Raw genomic sequence first — 18821 nt, 5'->3', positions numbered from 1 at the left:
ACCGAGGCCGGTGAGTACCCCGGCGAGGTCCTGGCCTTCACACAGGGCGGCAGGTGTCGTGACCGGGGCGCGTGGTGAACCTGCCGGCGCCGCCGATCTGCAGCGCCTGGGCTGGCGAGGAACTCCTCCACACTGCCGGGGGCGGTCTCGATCAGAACATCGCCGCGGCAACGGCGCACGTACGCCTCGGCCCGGGAGAACCATGCGCGATAGTCGATGGCGCACACCGTGTAGGCGTGGGCGGTGCCAACGGAAATGCCGAAGCCGGCGGCGAGTCGGGCGAGGGTGTCGGGCCGCCGCAGGTACACCAGGCCGACGAGGGCATGCAGGTGCGGCGGGAGCTCGCAGCGGCGGTCACCCTCTCGGGTGACGATGAGCATGGTGGCCTACTCGACCGGGGCATGAGGCAGGTCGAGTGCGGCAGGACAGGGAACCAACAAGGCTCCTGTGCCAATGAGTTGAGACGTCGAACACCTCTCTCAACGGCAAGGAGTCTTGTCCGTTGCGGATGCCTCCGTCGGTCACCTCATCAGTGGCCAGCTGAAGGAGCCCACTGATTCCTCATGGAGTCTGCCAAGCCGCAGGAATCACTGATGTCGGCGGAAGCGACGGGCGCGGGGCACGGGGCGGTTGAGTGTCCTGCAGAGTTCGGTGTCGGCAAGGTCGGGGAAGGGCATGCCGGCGGCGTGGTAGTGGGTTCGGGACTGCTGGAGGGTGTGGAGGACGTCGTGATGCCGGCCGGCATCGCGTTCGCCGTGCACGTCGCCCGAGCTGTGGAGAGCGCGATCGCTTCGCTGAAGCACTCTGCGGCCCTGCCCGCGTCACTGCCGCCGTCACGCAAGGCTTCGCCGAGGTTGCGCAGCAGCGCGGCACGGGCCCCGCCGTCCCCCAGACGGCCGGCCGCGTCCAGAGCAAGCTCATGGACCCGGCTGCTGATGTCCCAGCGCCACTGATGCTCAAGAGCGATACTCATCGCGTCGGTGATCTCCCAGCACAGCTCCCACCACCCGCGAGCGTGAGCATGAGCGACAGCTGCCACCAGCACCACGCGCTCGGCTTCGAACCACTCGACGGCCTCTCCCACATCACCCGCCACAGCGTCGTCCGGCGGCGGACGGCGGACCGCCCCGTCACGGCCGCTGTGCCGGGCATCGGCCGGCCGTAGCTGCGTGTCGGCTGCGTCGGCCGCGCTGAGGAGGGCACCCAGCAGACGCCGCACGGCGCTGTCGGACTCGTCCGCCGGCTGCTCGGCCGCTCGCTCCTTGGAGAACCCGCGCGCGAGATCGTGCAGCACGATGCGCTGGCCGCCTGCCTCGCCGCGGCGAGCCCGCACGAGATGCGCCAGCAGCAGTCCCTCCAGGCACGCCTCGGCCGTATCGGCGTTCACGTCCAGCAAAGGCGACAGCGCCCAGGCCGGCAGGTCGGGAGTGTCCAGGGCGGACACCAGCCTGAACGCACGCTGCTGCAATAGCGGAAGCGCCTGATAACCAGCGCGGAAGACCGCGCGCACGCTGCGCTCGCCCAGGCTCAGCACATCCAGCCGCCGGTGGTCGTCGGCGAGATCGCGGGCGAAGGAGCCCACCGTACGGGCGGGAAACGTGGCCAGCCGTGCTCCCGCGATGCGCAGGGCCAGCGGGAGCCCGCCACACAGACGGACCACGTCACGACCTGCTTCGGGGTCCTCGTCCACCCGGTCCCCGCCGCCGATCCGTCTCAACAGCTCCCAGGCGGTGCCCTCGTCCAGCCCCGACAAAGCGACGCGCTCATCCACGGCCGCGCCACTCCCAGAGCCACCAGGAAGTCGCCCAGGAGAAGGAAATCGCCATGGGCGAGGACCGGCGCGTGCGGCGACAGCAGCACCCGCAGCTCCTCAACGCTCGACCGTCATCGACCGCCCCCCGGTCCTCCGTCGCAGCAGCCGCGCCGTCCCCCAACGCGCTACCGCCGCTCCGACGTCAGTCATGCCCAGAACGCCGCCAAACGGCACCTGACCGCTCTTCCCATGACCGTCACATCTCGCCCGCTGCCAGGTGCTCGTCGGCGTCGGGGCGATCCCGGCCCAGCGAAAGGCCCGCCGCGAGTGCGAGAACCGCGTCGGCACCCTCACCCCGACCGGACCATGATCCGAGTCAGCGGCTACCGCTGATTTCCGTTCGGATACTCCCCGCCGCCGCTCTCTGCCCCACCCCTTGTTTCATCTATCGATTTTCGATAGATTCCCATCGTTATTCGATGGAGGGATGGGTTGTGGGAAAGCTGACCGTGCGTGCGCTGCGCGCCGTGCTCGTGGTGGTGTTCGCCGGCACCGTGTGCGTGCAGGCATTGATGGTGTGGGTGTTGGTGAGCGGGAGCGACCCGGAGGACGGGTCGCTCCCGCTGACCGCGCTGCGCGTGATCACGATCCTGGGCATGGTGTCGGTCCAGGTCGCCCTGGTCTGTGTATGGCGGCTGGTGGCGATGGTGCGGCGGGGAACCGTGTTCTCCCACGCCGCCTTCCGGTACGTGGACGGTGTGATCGGCGCGATCGTGGCGGCTGCCCTCGTGTGGTTCGCGGTTACGGCCGTCAATGCGCCGGGCCAGCGGGACGACCCGGGTGTCACCGTCATCATGGCCGGGGTCGGCGTGGCCGTTCTGGGGGTGGCGCTCATCGTGCTCGTGCTGCGGATGCTGCTCGCCCAGGCGGTCGCGCGCGATGTCGAGGCGGCGCAGATGCAGGCCGAGCTGGACGGGGTGATCTGATGCCGATCGCCGTGGACATCGACGTGATGCTGGCCAGGCGGAAGATGTCCGTGGGCGAGCTCGCGGACCGGGTGGGGATCACGCCCGCCAATCTGGCGGTACTGAAGAACGGCCGAGCCAGGGCGGTGCGCTTCGAGACGCTCGCCGCGCTGTGCGAGGTGCTCGAGTGCCAGCCGGGCGACCTGCTGCGCTGGGAGGCCGGGGACGCCGCCGGCACATGACGTGCCCTTCCGAGGTCACGGACTTCCCGGCGCCCCGTGATCCGGGTGGACGGCCGTGGCTGCCGGCGCGTCATCGCCGGTCCCGCCTGCCTCTGCCTCTTGACCGGCTCCGTGAGCCCCCCCCGGGGCCGTGCCCGAGGAGATTCCGAGGTTCCGGGCGTGCTGGAGCGGCTGACCGGCGTGCCCGGCCTCGCGAACCGGGCACGGCGTTCGGCGCGCCGTGCCCGGTTCGGGTCCCGGATCCGCCGACTGCCGTGGACGGGTCTCGCCAGCCGCGATGGACACAAGTGCCGTGACCTGCGTGGGCTCCACGGGCGGACCGCCGACTGTGGTGAACGGTCACAAGAAGTGCATGCACCGCATGGCAACCGCATGGCACGTGAGCGGGTGCGGTGGCCGCGTGTCCTGCCCCCGGGCAGAGGGCCGGTGGCCGGTTGTCGTCGACGGCGCGGGCCGGCCCTGGTGATGGGTGGAATGGAGGGTTCAGGGGACGCCGCGTCACGCTGTCTGCCGGCGGGTCCGGCGGCAGGCGGGGGAGACGGTGACTGGGTGGTCCGGCAGCCGGCCGGCACTCGTAGGCTGGTCGGCGTGACGGATGAACTGCAGCGCCTGGCCGACGGCTTGACCGCCGACTACCTCCATGGCCGGTGGCGGCCGGAAGCGACCGAAGCACACCGCGCCCGCATCCTGTCCGCGCAGGTGAGCATCGACGCAGGCCTGGACGGCCTCGCCGCCGCCGACGGCGTCCTGACCGCCGCGTCCATCGATCAGATGCTGCGCCCGCACCCCCAACTCGACACCTGGCGCCTGGCTCCCGTACTGCGCGTCTACCCGGCCGGAACCCTCGAAGCCCAAGCCCTGGTACGCGACCTGCTGGATGCGATCGCCGTCAGCGGCTTCCCGCTGCTGCCGCCCCGGCCCCTGCGCTACGTCGAAGCTCCCGCACGCCATGACGGCGGTCCCGCCGCGCTCTTCCTGGGCGGCGGCATCACCGGATGCCCCGACTGGCAGCGCCGCGCCGCGCTCCAGCTCGACGCGATCGGTTCCCCGGCGGTCGTGCTCAACCCGCGTCGCGAAGCCTTCCCTCTCGGGCAGGCGGAGGCGGCACGGGAACAGACCGCCTGGGAGTACGAGCACCTCCGCCTCGCCGACGTGATCCTCTTCTGGTTCTGCGCGGAAGCCGTCCAGCCCATCGCCCTGTACGAGCTGGGGGCTCACGCCGCCCGCGGCGTTCGGCTCGCGGTCGGCGCGCACCCCGAGTACCCGCGCCGCCTGGACGTCCTGGAGCAACTGCGGCTCGCCCGCCCGGACGTGACCGTTCACGACTCGCTCCAGGACACCGTCCGCGCGGCCGCGGCCCTCTTGCCGCCCGGACCCGCGCGTCCCTGATCCCACCCCGTCCGGCTCGGTCCTCTGGTTGAAGTGGACGCCGGGCGATAGGGGTCGGCATCGCGTCGTCGTCCCGGGCTCCGGCTCGGAGCCCGCAGGGGGAGGCCCTGGCCGACCTGCTGCTGTCGGTCCCGGTCGCCGGCGAGGCCCACCAGGCGGGGTTCCCCGCCAGGCGTCGACACGCCCCCGCCGGCCGGCAGGCCATGGTCGCCTGCCTCGCCGCTGCGCCCGGTCGGGCCCGATACCGCCGGCGCAGTGCCCTGGTCGGGCCGGGCTTCGCCCGGCTCTTCCAGCGGTTCGGCCGCCACCTCGATGACCGCGGTCGCCATGCGTGGACACCGAGACCAAGCCAAGCTCCTCGGCACGGTCCGCAGCCTCGACAAGCCGCTCAGCCGCTCAGCCGCACAGCCGCACAGCCGAAGCCCGCTCTCGGCCTTCGCCGAGCGGAGGTTGCGCGACAGCCCCTACCCTGCCCGGCCCGTGTGCCGAGACCCGCCCGGCCCGGCCCCGGCACACCGCTCGGCTCGAAGACCGGTGCCCCGACGCCCGCTGCGACGTGGGCGAGACGGCCGGGCGGCCCGGGACCGCCGCCGGACGAGACCGGGTCAGTCCATGAAGAACAGGCTAGGGAACGTTGAGGCGGAACCATTGCACGAAGCGGCCTCCGGGGACCGCGTCGTCGGTGGGGAGGAGCAGCCGGGTGCGGTCTCCGTCCAGGACGTGCGGGGCGTGGCAGTTGAGCCGCAGGTCCGGGTCGTCCTTGGCGATGATCGCGGAGCCCTCGATGACGAAGCGTCCGGTGACGGGGCGGAGCGAGGGCGGGAGCTCCGCGAGTTTGGCGGGGAGTCTGTCGGTGAGCCATTTCGCGGCGGGGGCGGTGTCGTCCTGGATGGGGCGCCATTCGATAGTGCGGTCCGAGACGGCGCCGGTGAAGGGGGCGGGCGGCAGGACGACGGTGCTGAGCATGACGTTCTTCATGGGGTTGGCGATCCCCGCCCAGGGGAACTCGTTGGCGATCGGCCCCGGCAGGTCGAGGGCGACATGGCACACCGGCTTGGGCCGCCGGTCGGCGGCGGAGTGCATGATGCTGCGCAGGTCGATGGGCCGGTCCAGCGCGGCGGAGATCCCGCCGGCGAGGGTGGCGGGGACGACGTCGTCGTCGTTGCGGAACTCTCCCTGTTCGGGTTCCAGCCATGTGACCTGCGTGATGTGGACGCCCGGTCGCGGCGCCAGGGCGACGGTGACCGTGGCGCCGTCGCCGTCCTTCAGCCGGAGCCTGAGGGTGTCTGCGGCCGCGCCGGGTGCCGGCTGCCACCAGAACGCCGCCGTCCCGTCCTCGCCCGTCACGCTCTCGCCCGTGCCGGTCCAGGCCGGAGAGGCGGGTCCGGGGGGCGTGCTGCCGCTCGCCTCGGCGGTCAGGGCCCCGGAGTTGGCCCTGGCGACCACCGTGGCCCCCCGGACCGGGCCGCAGGCGCTGTCCACGACGACCCGCACCGGCTGCGGCAGGACCCGGCTGCTCACCCGCGGATACTGGCCGTCGCCGCTCACCAGCCGCAGTTTGCGGCGCTCGGCGAGCCATGCCAGGGCCGCCTGGACGGTCCTCGTCGAAGGGGAACCCGGGCACGGGCCGGGAGGCGTCCAGGAGACGTCGGCCGCCACCGCGCGTTCGAGGAACTTCTGCGCCGTGACGGCGAGCGGCGCGTCCGGGCCGTCGGGCCGGCGAAGACGAAGGACGTCGGAGGCGACGCCGGGATCGGGCTGCCACCAGAACGCCGCCGTGCCGTCCGGACCCGTCACCCAGTCCTTGGCCGCCCCCCACAGCGCGGACCCCGGTTCGGGCGGCCCGGTGTCGGCGGGGCGGGCCACGGCGACCAGCCCCTGGCCGCTCGCCGTGGCGGTCACCGTGGCGCCCTGGACGGGGCCGCAGGCGCTGTCCACGACGGCCCGCACCGGCTGCGGCAGGACCCGGTCACGCGGGCCGAGGTGCTGGCCGTCGCCGCCGAGGAGGCGCAGCCGGCGCAGGGTCGCCAGCCGCTCCAGGGCGTTCTGGACGGTCGGGGGCTCGGCGAAGGCCGCCGCCTCGGCCGGGCGCTGCCAGGCGATCCGGGCGGCGATCGCGAGGCGGCCGGTCATCGTGAGCTCGGGCGGGATCCCCGATTCCGCGTCCGGGTGTTCCAGGAGTGCGGCCGTCAGCCGCTGGTCCGGTCCGCCCTGGGGGTCGAGGGTCCAGGCGACCGCGGCCACTCCGTCGGGTCCGGTCTCCTCGGTGATCCTCCGGCCCGTCCTGCCGGCGCCGAGTCCGGTGAGCACGCCGCTCTCGGCCGTGAAGAGCACCGGAGCGCCGGGAAGCGGCAGCCCGCCGTTGCGGGCCGCCACGCGGAGAGGCTGGGGCAGCGGCGACCCCGGCGGGGCCTGCTGCCCGTCGCCGCCGGCGAGGTCGAGGGTGATCAGCTCGGTCTGGGCCGGAAACAGGTGCCGGCAGTCGCCCTCCAGGGTCCAGCCGGTTGCGTCCCGGGTGAGGAGGGCCACGGGAGCGCTGTGGATCACCGGCCCCACGGGGGTCGTGGGCTCGCCCCGCTCGTCGGCGCCGGGGGGCCACTCGATGGTTCCGGCCTGCGAGGTCTGGCCGTGGAGCAGCCGGCTGGTGCGGGCGGGGATCAGCCAGTGGTCGCCGCTGGCGGGCGTTCCGCCGGAGGGGAACCGCACCCGGATGCCGTTCTCCAGGTCCTGGTGGTCCTCGGTCACCGGCAGCAGTCCCTCCCAGCGCCGCGCCAGGGGCGTTCTGCCCAGCTGGGCGAGGGCGGGAGCCGGGCCGGACCAGCGCACGGTCAGCTGCAGCCCGCGTGTCGCGACGACGGTGGCCAGGAAGCCCGGCTGCCGGCGGATCTGCAGATCGGTGCTGGTGACTTCGACGAGATCGTCCCGGCGGATGGAGAGCTCCTCGTCGCGGCCCTCCCGATCCAGCGTCAGGTGCGAGACGGGCTCGGCCTCGGAGGCGGAGGCGATGGCGGTGACGCCCGCGACGACGCTGCCGTTCTCGCGTGACCACAGGAAGGTCGGCTCGGGGCCCGGGTGGTGGATCTGCACCCGGTAGAGCTGGTTCTCCAGGCCCAGGTAGCCGCCGGCGGGGGCCACCGCGCACGGATCGAGCTCCGCATGCGGCTTCCCGAGCGAGGCCGCCATCGATCTTGGCGTCCTGGGCGTTTCCTTTGACGCGAGTCGCACCTGCCAGACCGTCTGGGCACGGCTGCCGGTGTCCGGACCGCCCAGCGCCGCTTCGCGCAGGGCGGGGCGCTCGTCCGCGGTCACATGGTGGGTCCACACGTCGAGGAAGGCGGTGTAGCGGCCGGGCGGCGGCTCCGGCAGCGCCGACAGGCCGTCGACCTCCCGCAGATGGGGCTGGTCGCGCAGGGGCCACCCGGCCCGCTCCCCGTCTGCAGTGGGCGGCGGGGCGGGCGCCTCGACCAGGATTCCGGCCACGTAGTAGCGCCCGGGGGTGACCGAGAGGTCCTCCCATCGGGCCGCCTCGGCGGGCGCGCCGTCCGCGCCCACGATCGCGAAGCCCGCACCGGTGGCCGGACCGCCGGCCGGCCCGGCCAGGTCGAGGGTGCGCGTCTCGTCGTGGTGGGCGGTGAGTGCGGCCTGTTCGTTCCAGTCGGCGTCCAGCACCACCCGGCCCTGCTGGAGCAGGACCGAGCGGTAGGCCTCCTTCGGTGCGAAGGTCCAGCGGGTGAAGTCTCCGTGCATGGCTCAACTCCAGATGATCCCGGCTTCCAGCTCCGCGGGCACGTACGACGCCAGGTGCCGTCGGACCGCGGCGAGGCGCGACGGCCGGTGCAGGTGGTGGTACGCGCCCATCTCCGTGCCGCCCTCGCCGCCCTCGCGGATCGCGTCCGGGCAGGTCCTCGCCAAGGCGAGGTAGAGCGGCGAGCCCGGTTCCTCCGATGCATACACCGGTGCGAGCAGCGAGTGTTCCCGGCTCGCCGGTGCGCAGCTGAAGCGGCGCGGCGTGAGGGATCCGGGTGAGACGTAGCAGTGGCTCAGGCCGCCCTCCTGCCGGTCCTCGACGCGCAGGCGGCCGTCGAAGACCGTGTCGGCGGCGTCCAGCGTGCGCACCCGCAGCGCGCCGCGCACGGTGCTCGCCCGAACCGTCAGACGCGCCCCCGGCGCCGTGAGCGCCGGTCGGGCGGCGCCCGCGTCGACGATGCAGTCGCTGATCGCGATGTCCTGCAGGCCTTCGGGCCAGTCCACGGCCCGCACCACGCTGCGGATCAGCTCCAGCCGACGGACCCCGCCGTCCCCGGGCGGCGCGTCGGCCGCCCTTGTGACGCGGCCGGTGACCGTGCACTGGGAGAGCACCAGCCGGGCGAGCGACCCGGCCCGCACCGTCACGTCTCCCTCGACGACGAGCCCGTCGAGGACCAGGCTGCTGCCCTGCTCCCCGGTGACCACGAGGGAGCCGCGCAGATGGGGACGGAGCCCTGCGGGGACGCACGCGGCGTCCGCGGACCGCCCCGGAGAGCCCGCCTCGGGCTCCCGCCGCGGCGGGGAGGCCGCGACCAGGACCAGACGGGTCCCCTTGGGAATGTTGAAGGAGAGGTCCGCCGAGCGGGAGGCGTTGTCCCCGATCGCGACGATCGCCGTGGCGCCCGGCGGCAGCCCGGCGAGCGCCTCCCGCGCCCGGACGACGCCCGCGGCCGGCGACCGTTGCCCGCCCGGGCCGACGTCGATCCGCCGGACGATTCCCTCGCCGCCGTACCCGTCTGCCTCGAGGGCCCGGTGGAACCCCGCGGACCGGTCGTACGTCCCGGCGCCGACCTCGGCGAGAGCACCGTAGTGGTACCGCACGAAGACCTCGGCCGTCTCCAGCGGGGCGCGGCCGCGGAACAGCAGCAGTCGGCCCGTCACGGGGTCCACGCACGCCTGGTCCTCGTCCCCGCCCGCCAGGGGCTCGAGGCCGCACACCCGCAACCGTTCGGGCGGCAGCGGTGGCGCGTCCCGGCCGATCCGGACGCCCAGCGGCAACTGCCGCGCGTCCAGCTCGCCGTGACGCGCGGCTTCCAGCAGGGCGTGCAGCCTCCGGGCCCGCAGCGGGACGGGCAGGTCCGGTTCGCAGGCGGCCTGCTCCCGCGTCGCCTGCGCCGGCGGCGCGGCGGCGAACAGGGGCGCGGGCCTGCCCAGGGCGTCGAAGGCCCAACGGCCCGGTCCGTCGGGCCGGGCCTGCGGCCATCGCCCGGGCGCATCGGCGTCGCCCACCGAGTGACTGCGCAAGGGGAAGAGGAAGACGCCGAGCTGGGAGATGCCGTAACGGCCGCGCTCCGACCCGATCCCGCGTACCTCGGCGGTCCGCATCAGCGGATCGAGCGCGCCTCGCTCGAAGTCCTGCGGTGTGGCGGGACCGCGGGCGTACGGGTGCGGACCGCCGGTGTGGTCCAGACGGCTCGCCTTGCGCAGCGACGCCACTGCCGGTCTGTCCAGGCGGACATGGTTGACGTGCACCGTCGTGGCCAGCAGCTTGAAGTACTCGACGGCGCGCGCCTGCCAGCCGGTGACCTCCCTGGCGACCTGCTCGAGCACCGCGACGGTGCCCTTGCGCCGACGGTAGGAGACGGTGTGGGCGACGACGGTCCGCCAGCCGTGCCCCTCGCCCAGGTCCGGCAGAGCCTCGGTCAGCCCGATCAGCTCCGCGAGATGCGACAGCGGTTCCTCACTGCAGGTCTCCACGAACCAGCCGTCGTAGAGCCCCGCGAGCTCCCTCTCCAGGACGCCCAGTTCCCCGGCGACCACCGACAGCAGGGCGCGCAGGGCTCCGCCCGACTGCTCGTCCCGGGCGCGTACATGGGCCGGAAGCAGCGACAGCAACCGTTCCGGGTCGCCCTGGACGCCCGTCTCGTCCACCGAGCCGCTCACGCGGGCATCACCGTGACCTCCACCGCGCCGGGCGCCAGGCCCACCAGCCGCGCCGGGCGGACGCCTTCGGCGCTCTGGTGGGCGGGGGAGGACGTGAGCACCCGCACCGACTCCGTGTCCGGCGGGAGCGCAACCCCCGCCCCGGGAACGGCGGGCAGCGGCAACAGCCGGGGAACGTCGCAGGCCATGACACCTGGCACGGCCCGCACCGTCGTCGTCACGGCCGACGCGGTCACCGGGGTCGCGAACCGCTGACGGTCGGGTGCGAAACGTAGCTCGAGAGCCGCAGCGACGGCACGGACCGCCGCGGGCCGCTCATGGGCGGGGTCGACGAGCACTCCCACCCGGACCCCGAACCAGAGGACGTCGGCCGCCAGCACGCGCACCCAGGCACCCGGAGGGCAGACGTCCCGGAACGCCGCGGTCAGATCGGCGAGCAGCCCTTCGCCGACGGGCGTGTTGCGCTCACCGGTCACCGAGACCACGGTGGTCCTGCGGTTGCCGTCCAGGACCAGGTCGGCCCGCACCGTGGCGACGCCTGCGAAACCCTGCGCGAAGTCCTCGTAGTCGCCGACCGAGACCACCCGGTCGAGCGTGCGGGCCCGACGGGGCGCCGCGCCCCGCGCGTCCTCCAGCGTCTCAGGAGGAGCCCAGTCGTGCGCGGCCGCCGGATTGTCCACGGTCGCGATGCCCAGGGGGCGGCGCGGAAGCAGACTCAGCTGACCGGGGCCGAGGGCGCCGTCGGCCCCGATGCCCACGCGGTAGCTCGCGGTCACGTTCTCCGTGCCGGTCGGCAGGCGGGCGCCGCGCACACCGTCGCCGAAGACCGCGGTCGCCGTGCCGTCCTCCGTGTTGCGCACCACGTACGCCCGGTCGTTCGGTCCGGCCTCCCGCAGCGTCGGCACCTCCGTCCACAGTTCGCCGTTCACCCGGATGTCCAGCGTGCTCCCGGCTCCCGCCAGGGCGGCCGTCCGCACGTAGGTGAGCGGGCCGCGCCAGATGGGCAGGGCGGTGAACCGCTGCTCGCCGTCGCCGCTGCCCAGCACCTGGTTCACCGTCTCCCCATGGGTGGCCGTCACCGCATTGCCGCGCAGGACGAACGTTTCCGGCGCGTACGCGCCCTTCAGTTCCCTGTCCAGGGTGACCGTCATGAAGGCGCCCGCGGCATCGACGGTGCAGTCGACGATCTCGGCCCGCTCGGCGGCCGTGGCGCCTTTCCCGACGTCCCATCCCTGGACGACGACCGCGCGTCCCGGCGGCAAGCCGGGTGTGGTCGCCGCCAACTCCAGCCTCCGGCCGGCGACCGGTTCCGTCCGCGGCATGCGGCTGGTGGGCAACTCCACGGACTGGCAGTGCACAAGCGTGCTCCGCGGGTCGAACTCCCGGTCGGCGCCGTCGGTGCGCACCACCGTGGTCCGTGTGCCGAAGCCGCTGTGCGCCTTGGCCGAAGGGGAGGCGGAGACCGCCCGGTACAGTCGGCGCTCCCCGCCGCCTTCCTGGGCGGCCGTCGTGTGGCCGTCGGCCGGCCGTGCGCACTCTGCGACCAGCCAGGAGCCGGGCAGGATCCGCAGATTGTCGCCGTCCAGTTCCAGCACCAGCTTCTCGTCTGGCCGCGGCGGGGGCGCCGTCGGTCCGTCCGCGGCGACGGATTCGCCCTCCGGCATGTTCCAGCCGGACAGAGCGGCCCGCTGGGCGAAGCGGTGGACGCGGGCGCCCTTGACGAGCAGGAGGGTGTCGCTGGGAAGGTCCGTGCCGGACGCCGCGGACACCGACAGCAGGGTCCAGCCGGGACGCCCGGGAGGCTGCGCCGCCACATCGGTGACCACCGCGCAGGCCCAGGCCGACGACGGTCCGTCGGTGCCGGACCCGGTGACGACCAGCAGCGTGTCGCCCGCCTGGACCGCGGACGCCGCCGTCTCGACCCAGATCCGGGCCGGACGAGCTCCCAGCGGCTGGGGGACGGTGGCGACGGCGGGGACGCGGTTCCACGCGGCCCGGCACTCGAGGTCGGCGCCCGTCTCGAAGATCTGCGGGCTCTGCCCGGGGCCCGGGACGCTCTGGACCGCCGTGCCCTGCGGCACGGTGACGATCTCCGGCGCTCCCGGTGCCTCCTCCACGGTGAACGCCAAGTCGGTTTGGGCGGCGACCCCGGGCCGTAGTTCGTGCCCCAGGGCACGGGTGAGCTCCCGCACCGACTCCCGTTCGGTCGCGGTGCTCAGGAAGCCTTCCTGCGCCACCCGCCCGGTGTAGAAGGCCACGATGTCGGCGACGACCGCCCAGGCGTCCAGCAGGGCGATGGCCGGCTCGTCGGGCGGCCTTCGGGCGAGGGCGCGCACCCCCACGGGCTGGCTGGGGGCGGCCAGGGCGGTGCGCATCCTCGCCATGGACCGGCCGTGGGCCGTGACGTGGACGCGGGCGGGGAACTGCTCCGGCTGACCGGCGGCCGGTGGCCGGTCGCGGCGCCGGGGGAGCGGCTCGGTCATGCGCCGCCTCCGACGACCAGATCGACGAAGCCGGTCTCAGGGCTGTCCGGATCGCTGCGGCAGCACAGGATCTCGCGGCGCGAGGCGTCCAGGCGGCCGCGGGTGAGAGCGGCGCGGTTCGTGGCCGCGTCGGCACCCGCACGGCAGAACCGTTCGACCTGGACCTGAACCACTCCGGGCACGGACATGGCCTGCGCGATCAGGTCGCTGAGGTACAGCGACGAACCGAAACCCAGGTTGTCGGGGTGGAAGAGCCCGCGGCGCCCGTCCGGCAGCACCGACGCGGACAGGACCTCACGCAGGCGCTGCTCGGCCTGGACACGCAGGGTTCCCGGGTCCAGGCAGCAGCCGATGCCGATCTCCACCGGCACGAGGGCCGCCTCGGCGAATTCGACGTCCACCCCCGCGGTCCGTCGCACGTCCAGCAGGCCGGCCAGCCGGTCGAAGAGCTGCTCGTCCGTCGTCCCGTCCGGATCCACGACCACTTGCTGCGCGTACCACGAGCCCGTCCACCGGGGTGAGGCCACGGCCTGCCGCACCGCGCCGTCCGCACCGGCGATCGCGGCGTAGTCGTCGGAGGTGACCGCCTGAAGGCGGGTACGGAAGGCTCGGGGCGCCAGTTCCCGTACCTCCGCCATCGGCTGGGGGTCGAGGCCGCCTGCGGCCGGCAGGGGGTTGGTGACCAAGACGCCCGTGAGCCTGGTGCCGCCCGGAGCACCGAGGAGTTCCGTGAGGGTGTCGACGCCGACGTTGCCCCAGGAGCCGCCGCCGAGCCGGTACCGCAAGGTCATGGTCGTCCCCGGGGTGGGGCGGCGCCCCGTCACGCCGTCGCCGAAACGGAGCCTGATGGTTCTGTCGTCCTCCGTCTCGACCACCACATGGGCGGCGGCCCGGTCGCTGTCCAGCAGGTCGGGACGCGGCAGCCAGCGGCGCGCGCCGTCGTCGAGCTCGAGTTGGGCGACGGCGCGCCGCGGATCGGGGCGCAGAGCCGCACTCGCGCTCTCCCAGCCCTGGCCGGGGGGCACCCCGTTCAGCGGACCGGGATCCGCCGGGGCGGCCCAGGCCAGTCCCGCCCTGCGCAGGAACGGCCGGTAGCCGCCCTGCCACGGCACCTGCGCGGGTACGGGGGTGTCGTCGTGGACCGAGGCCCCGTGGTCCGCCAGGACGATGTTGGCCAGGGCGACCGCGGTGCCCGCGGCCCGGTCGCCGACCGGCCGGGAGACCCGCAGCGGGAAGGGCAGGGCGTCGTCACGGTGCCAGTGGATCTCCAGCACCCGCTGCGTGGCGGCCCCGCCGCCGTGGCCGGCCAGCGCGTCGACGTGCTCGACCGGTTCCCGGTCCAGCCGGACGGCGTACCGGTGGGTCGGATCGCCGTCGACGAGGGTGCCCGAGGGGCCCAGCTCGGCCAGCACCAGCACGTCACCGGCGCACAGGGCGGGATCGCCGTCCGAGGCCACCGCCACGAACGCGGAGCGGGCGCCGGCGGGCAGGACGTGGTCCGCCTCCGCCCAGGCGTGCAGGAAGAGCCTGTTCCTGGCGGGGGTGAGCACCACTGGGGCGCAGGTCTCGAAGACCGCGGCGTCGGCCTGCGCCGTGTCGCGTGCGGCGGGCGGCCGCCGGCCGGGCGGTCCCGCTCCTTCGCCCACAGCCGTGCCGGCCCGCAGGGAGACCTCGGCATCGGTGGTGAAGGCCAGCCAGGTGCGTGCGCAACAGCCCTCGTGGACGTGGTAGTCGAGCAGCCGCGCATGCCGGCGGACCGAGACCCTGCGGCGGGCGGTGCTCAGCGCCGCCTCTTGGGCGACCGCGTCCTGCCGGTAGGACAGGCGGTCGCCGAGATAGGCGAAGAGTTCGATCAGCGTGACGCCGATGTCGGCCGGTGACCGGTCGGTCCAGTCGGGCAGCAGAACCGCCATCCGGTCCAGGAGCCTGGTGCGCAGGGCCTCGTAGTCGCGGGCGAGGTAGTCGAGCACCGGCGAGGCCGCGGTGACGGGCGGCGTCGGGTTCGGTCGGCCGCGGACGGCGTCCGCAGGGCAGTCCACGGCGAAGGTGAACGGGGCCTGCGCCAACGGCACGTCGAAGCCGGCCGGAGCGGCCGCTCCGGCCGGCCCGAGCAGGCGCAGGACGCACGCCGACCGGTCACCGGGCGACGACGTCCTGACGATCAGCACCTTCGCCCGTGCCTCCTCGGGCACGCACGCCGCCACCAGGGCGCGGTCGGCCTCCGTCACCGGCGCCGGGGTATCGGCGGCGGAGGTCAGTTCGGTGGCGGGGAGCGCCCATTCGACCTCGACCGGGTTGCGTCGGGAGTCGGCGCGGACCCCGCCGACAACGACGACCCTGGGGCCGTCCGGGCCGGTCACCAGATCCTCGGGCACGGGACCGCGCAGCAGGTGCACGGCGAGGGTGCGCTGCCGAGGGGCTCCCGGCACGTGCTCGGGGCTGTCGGGCCGGTTGGAGAGGACCTCGACGTGGTCGATCCCGTCGAGCGCGGGGTCCGCGGTGGCCGCGACCAGCGCGCGTCTGCGGTCCCGGTCGATGCCGAACACGGTCGCCTCGGCGGCGACGGCGCCCGGGCCGGTCACGGCGTCCCCCGGCCGGTGAGCCGCAGGACCCGCGGTTCGGCGGTGTCCTGGCGCAGGGGCGTGTAGCGGATCGTCACGTCCAGCACCGCGTCGCGGGCCTCGACCCGGACCTCGTGCACGCGCAGCAGGTCGCTGAGCCACCGCTGCACCGCCGCCTGGACCAGCGACTGCGTCGCCCCCGCCAGTTCGTCGCCGCTGGGTGCGAAGACCAGCCGGTCCACCCCGCTGCCGAAGTCGGGGCGGTTGACCCGCTCGCCCGGCCGGGTGAAGAGAACGGCCTCGACGAGGCCGCGCAGGTACTCCTCGTCGTCCACGGTGGCGAGCCGGCCGCGGGCGTCCAGGCGCAGAGGGAAGCCGAAGCGCATCAGATCCCCCGCACGCGGGGCTGGACGGCGACGACGAACAGCGGTCCGCCGGACGGCGCGCACACGGCGGTGCCTCCCTGGATCACCAGCGGCATGCCGGTCGACCTGACCCTTGTCGTGCCGGTGGCCCACTGGGCGGTGACACAGGGCGGAAGGCCGGGCGGCGCGCAGCCGGTGACCAGCCACGGGGCGGCCAGCACCGCGGTCGGCCGGCCGCCGACCTTGACCCGGGGGTTCAGGACGGCCGGACGGGCTTGGGCCGCGTGCGTGCACAGCGTGACGGCCCCTTCGTGGGCGAGGAATCCAGGCACTACGTGACCTCCAGGGCACCCTTGTTCACCGAAACCGTGGTGGGGCTCAGCGTCACGCTGGCGGCGCCCAGGGACAGTTCGATGCCGTCGGCCGTGCACGCGATCCTCATCGGCAGGGCGGAGACCGGCGGACCGACGGCAATGGTGAGGCCGCCGCCTCCGGGAAGGTCGCTGCACGTGATCGAGACGGCGTCCGTCTTCCATACCTTGACCTGGGGCACGGCCGGAGACGCGGGAGCCTCGCCGGTGCCCCAGAAACAACCCCCCACAATGGGGTAGTCGGGATTGCCCGCCTCGAACTCGACCCAGACGTTGGCGCCCTCGGGCGGCACGGCGAAGAACCCCACCCCACGGCCCGCGTACGGCACACAGGGCTCGGCCCAGGACAGCCGTCCCTTCCCGAGCACGGCCGGCACGCTGACCTGGACCCTTCCCCGCATCAGGGGATCGACGTTGCAGGTGACCTTGCCGCGGTACTTGCCGTAGAACCTTTTCACGCCACGCTCTCCTGTACCTTGCGGCTTCGGCGCCGGGGGTCACGGTCGCACGACGGGCACGGTCGGGCCGTGACCGTCGCGCGTCAGGGTGAACCGCTGGACGTAGGAGCCCGGCGCCAGCTCGTGCTCGACGCGGCGCACGTACCAGTGGCCGTCGTGCGACCAGCCGGCTCCCCGGACGCCGACCAGAGCCCTCGGGCGCAGGACGTCGCCGTAGCGCCCCCCGTCGGCCTCGCCCTCCGCGACCACGGCGTCGACGCCGGAGTCCACCAGGGACTGGGCTCGGGCGAAGGCACCGATCGCCCCTGTCCCGCTGTCGCGCACCAGGCGCCGCCTGCGGATGTCCCCCGTGTGCGAGGCCCACAGCGGGCGCGACGACAGCGGCGGGCGGAGACTGCCCACCGTGTCCACCGCCATCTGCGCGCCCGTGCGCGGATCCTGCAGATCGCCCTCGACGAGCACCGGCGTGAGCGCGTCGGTGCGGAAACGCAGGGCACGGACGTTGGTCTCCGGCCCGAGATCCACCGAGAGGGCCGGCTGCGGCGCCCCGGACCGCACCGGCGGCCCCCAGTAGAAGGTGCTGGCGCCGATCTGCGGGCCCGGGACCACATAGCAGACGTACCCGTGACGGCCGGCCAGCTCGCGCAGGTGGGCCAGATCGGTGCCGTGCTGGGTGGGGATCCGCTCGATCGGAAGAGGAGGGTCCGCGACCCGCGGGGGGATCACCATGGGCAGGATGCGATGCGACGCGTACCGCGCGAGGATCTGGTTGACGAGCGCGAAGTCGTCCATGGCGGGATGCTCGGCGTCCACCTCCCGGCGGTCGAGCAGGTAGGACACGTCCTCCCCGGTGGCCGTCAGGGTGGCCCCGCCCGGCCCGTCACCGGGGGTCAGCTCGAGGTTGGTGATGATGCCGTCGAACAGGACGCGCGGCAGCGCCGCGAACGTGAGGACGACGGTGACCCGGGCGAACGGCACGAGGGGCGGACGCAGGACCGGCGTGTCCAGCGCGGCGATCGGTGCGGACCGTCCGGCGTCGAAGGTGAGGGTGAACACCGAGCGCGCGCCGTCGTCCTCCCGAACGCGCACCGAGAGAAGGCGTGCGGTCAGGTCAGCGGGGAGCGGCGTGGGAATGGTCGCGCCGGCGAGCACGGTGAGCCGCAGGCCGGAGGCCGGCATCTGCCTCATCGTCATCCTCCCGGTGCGGGGATCACCAGGACGGCGCCCACGGTGCGGAAGTCGGTCAGGTCGTCGGGATCCAGGGCGGCGTTGGCGTCGGCGACGAGCCAGTAGGCCAGCGGGTCGCCCAGGTAGCGTTGCGCGACGAGGTCCAGACGGTCTCCCTCGGCCACCGTGTGGAGTGCCAGTGGCCGTCCGGCCGTGAGGCCGGGCACATGCCGCCGCACCCGCAGATGACGTACCTGCCGCAGGCCGTCGACCGGGTCCTCGACGGTGGTGGTCGCCGTACCGACTCCGTCGTACCGGCTGGTTCCCAGGGCCCTGTCAGACACCGGTCGCACCCCCTGCCACCGTGGCCGCGGCCGTGGCGCCGGCCACGAGGGCCATCGTCTCCTTCATCGCGTGATGCACCAGGAAGAGCGCATGGCCGGCGTCGTTCACGGACAGGTCGTTGTAGGAGAGGACCTGAGCCGACAGCTGCACGGAGGCCTGGGTGGGGAACAGCTCGGGCGAGAAGGACTCCTCGGTGATCGTGAGACTCTCGATGCGGACCGGAACCACTCGTCCCGGACCCCAGATCAGCAGGGTGAGCGGGCTCTCCATGGGAAGGATCTCGATGGTGCCGGCCAGCAGCATCGCCGTGTTCTCCACCACCGTGGCGATGCCCGGATAGAGCAGCATCTCCAGCGCGGCGAGCTGGGGCGCGACGCCGGTCAGCGCGGCCACCGGATCGCCGCGCTCCAACTGGTCGGTGGCGTCGACGCCGACGGTGAGCGAGACCGTCTCCACGGGCGCGCCCCACAGCCGGTGGGCGTCCGCGGCGCCGGAGGGATGCGAGGAGGCGGGACCGCGCGGACGCAGCGTGCGGACGACTTGGTCGGGGTTGTACTGGAAGACCACCAGCCGCGACAGCGGCCCGCTGCTGTCGACCGCCACCACGGCGCCCCGCAAGGTACGGGGGCTGCCCGGAAAACCGCTCATGGAGAAGTCCTGCCCCGGTCCGCGTCACTCCGGCGTCACGGGAACGTATGAAGCCGCGCCGCGCCGCGCCGCTCGCTCCCTCCGTCGCGCCCGCTCGGCGCGCGATCACTCGCGCGAGTGATAGCGCGCCCCGCGGGGGGGCCCCCCGCCGCCCGGGGCCACAA

General features: G+C 73.9%; 14 protein-coding genes and 1 pseudogene. 3 read left to right on the top strand and 12 right to left on the bottom strand.

Features of this window, described 5'->3' with window-relative positions:
- Positions 1-164: 164 nt before the first annotated feature.
- Positions 165-380 (bottom strand): annotated as a pseudogene (locus tag ACWD4O_RS40695) (transposase family protein); the annotation flags it as partial.
- 149 nt (positions 381-529) lie between these two features.
- The gene (locus tag ACWD4O_RS40690; RefSeq protein ID WP_451288084.1) at positions 530-1771 is read right to left on the bottom strand and encodes a hypothetical protein; all 1242 of its coding nucleotides are present in this window, start codon (positions 1769-1771) and stop codon (positions 530-532) included.
- Positions 1772-2247: 476 nt separating this feature from the next.
- Between ACWD4O_RS40690 and ACWD4O_RS40685 the strand changes: the two genes are divergently transcribed.
- The 3 genes from ACWD4O_RS40685 to ACWD4O_RS40675 all read left to right on the top strand — a co-directional run bounded on the left by ACWD4O_RS40685 (position 2248) and on the right by ACWD4O_RS40675 (position 4349).
- Positions 2248-2739: a DUF2975 domain-containing protein gene (locus ACWD4O_RS40685; RefSeq protein WP_451288118.1), complete on the top strand. Its 492-nt coding sequence runs from the start codon at positions 2248-2250 to the stop codon at positions 2737-2739.
- Positions 2739-2960 (top strand): helix-turn-helix domain-containing protein, encoded by a 222-nt coding sequence (locus ACWD4O_RS40680; RefSeq protein ID WP_451288083.1) that lies wholly within the window; start codon positions 2739-2741, stop codon positions 2958-2960. Before ACWD4O_RS40685 ends, ACWD4O_RS40680 begins: the two co-directional genes overlap by 1 nt.
- A gap of 588 nt (positions 2961-3548) precedes the next feature.
- Positions 3549-4349: a nucleoside 2-deoxyribosyltransferase domain-containing protein gene (locus tag ACWD4O_RS40675; protein WP_451288082.1), complete on the top strand. Its 801-nt coding sequence runs from the start codon at positions 3549-3551 to the stop codon at positions 4347-4349.
- A 624-nt stretch (positions 4350-4973) separates the two neighbouring features.
- Here the strand turns inward: ACWD4O_RS40675 and ACWD4O_RS40670 are convergent.
- The 10 genes from ACWD4O_RS40670 to ACWD4O_RS40625 are packed head-to-tail and all read right to left on the bottom strand — an operon-like array spanning position 4974 to position 18657.
- Positions 4974-8096 (bottom strand): DUF6519 domain-containing protein, encoded by a 3123-nt coding sequence (locus tag ACWD4O_RS40670; RefSeq protein ID WP_451288081.1) that lies wholly within the window; start codon positions 8094-8096, stop codon positions 4974-4976.
- 3 nt (positions 8097-8099) lie between these two features.
- Positions 8100-10259, bottom strand: coding sequence for a hypothetical protein (locus ACWD4O_RS40665; protein WP_451288080.1), 2160 nt, complete (start codon positions 10257-10259; stop codon positions 8100-8102).
- Positions 10256-12742, bottom strand: coding sequence for a hypothetical protein (locus ACWD4O_RS40660; RefSeq protein ID WP_451288079.1), 2487 nt, complete (start codon positions 12740-12742; stop codon positions 10256-10258). The genes ACWD4O_RS40665 and ACWD4O_RS40660 overlap by 4 nt, the downstream gene beginning before the upstream one ends.
- Entirely contained in the window at positions 12739-15324 is a 2586-nt protein-coding gene (locus ACWD4O_RS40655; RefSeq protein ID WP_451288078.1) for a hypothetical protein, read from the bottom strand. The genes ACWD4O_RS40660 and ACWD4O_RS40655 overlap by 4 nt, the downstream gene beginning before the upstream one ends.
- Complete coding sequence (locus tag ACWD4O_RS40650; protein ID WP_450951005.1) at positions 15321-15689, bottom strand: GPW/gp25 family protein; 369 nt, start codon at positions 15687-15689, stop codon at positions 15321-15323. Before ACWD4O_RS40650 ends, ACWD4O_RS40655 begins: the two co-directional genes overlap by 4 nt.
- A complete protein-coding gene (locus tag ACWD4O_RS40645) occupies positions 15689-16000 on the bottom strand; it encodes a hypothetical protein (protein WP_451288077.1) in 312 nt (103 codons plus the stop codon). The genes ACWD4O_RS40650 and ACWD4O_RS40645 overlap by 1 nt, the downstream gene beginning before the upstream one ends.
- Positions 16000-16497 (bottom strand): phage baseplate assembly protein V, encoded by a 498-nt coding sequence (locus ACWD4O_RS40640; protein WP_451288076.1) that lies wholly within the window; start codon positions 16495-16497, stop codon positions 16000-16002. The genes ACWD4O_RS40645 and ACWD4O_RS40640 overlap by 1 nt, the downstream gene beginning before the upstream one ends.
- A 39-nt stretch (positions 16498-16536) precedes the next feature.
- Positions 16537-17685, bottom strand: a complete 1149-nt coding sequence (locus tag ACWD4O_RS40635; protein WP_451288075.1) for a phage late control D family protein — start codon at positions 17683-17685, stop codon at positions 16537-16539.
- A 2-nt stretch (positions 17686-17687) separates the two neighbouring features.
- A complete protein-coding gene (locus tag ACWD4O_RS40630; RefSeq protein WP_451288074.1) occupies positions 17688-18008 on the bottom strand; it encodes a hypothetical protein in 321 nt (106 codons plus the stop codon).
- Positions 18001-18657 (bottom strand): hypothetical protein, encoded by a 657-nt coding sequence (locus tag ACWD4O_RS40625; RefSeq protein WP_451288073.1) that lies wholly within the window; start codon positions 18655-18657, stop codon positions 18001-18003. The genes ACWD4O_RS40630 and ACWD4O_RS40625 overlap by 8 nt, the downstream gene beginning before the upstream one ends.
- Positions 18658-18821 lie beyond the last annotated feature (164 nt).

It is taken from the genome of Streptomyces sp. NPDC002623 (assembly GCF_053592635.1).
The sequence above is the reverse complement of the archived record's forward strand: the minus strand, read 5'-3'. Positions and strand labels throughout refer to the sequence as shown.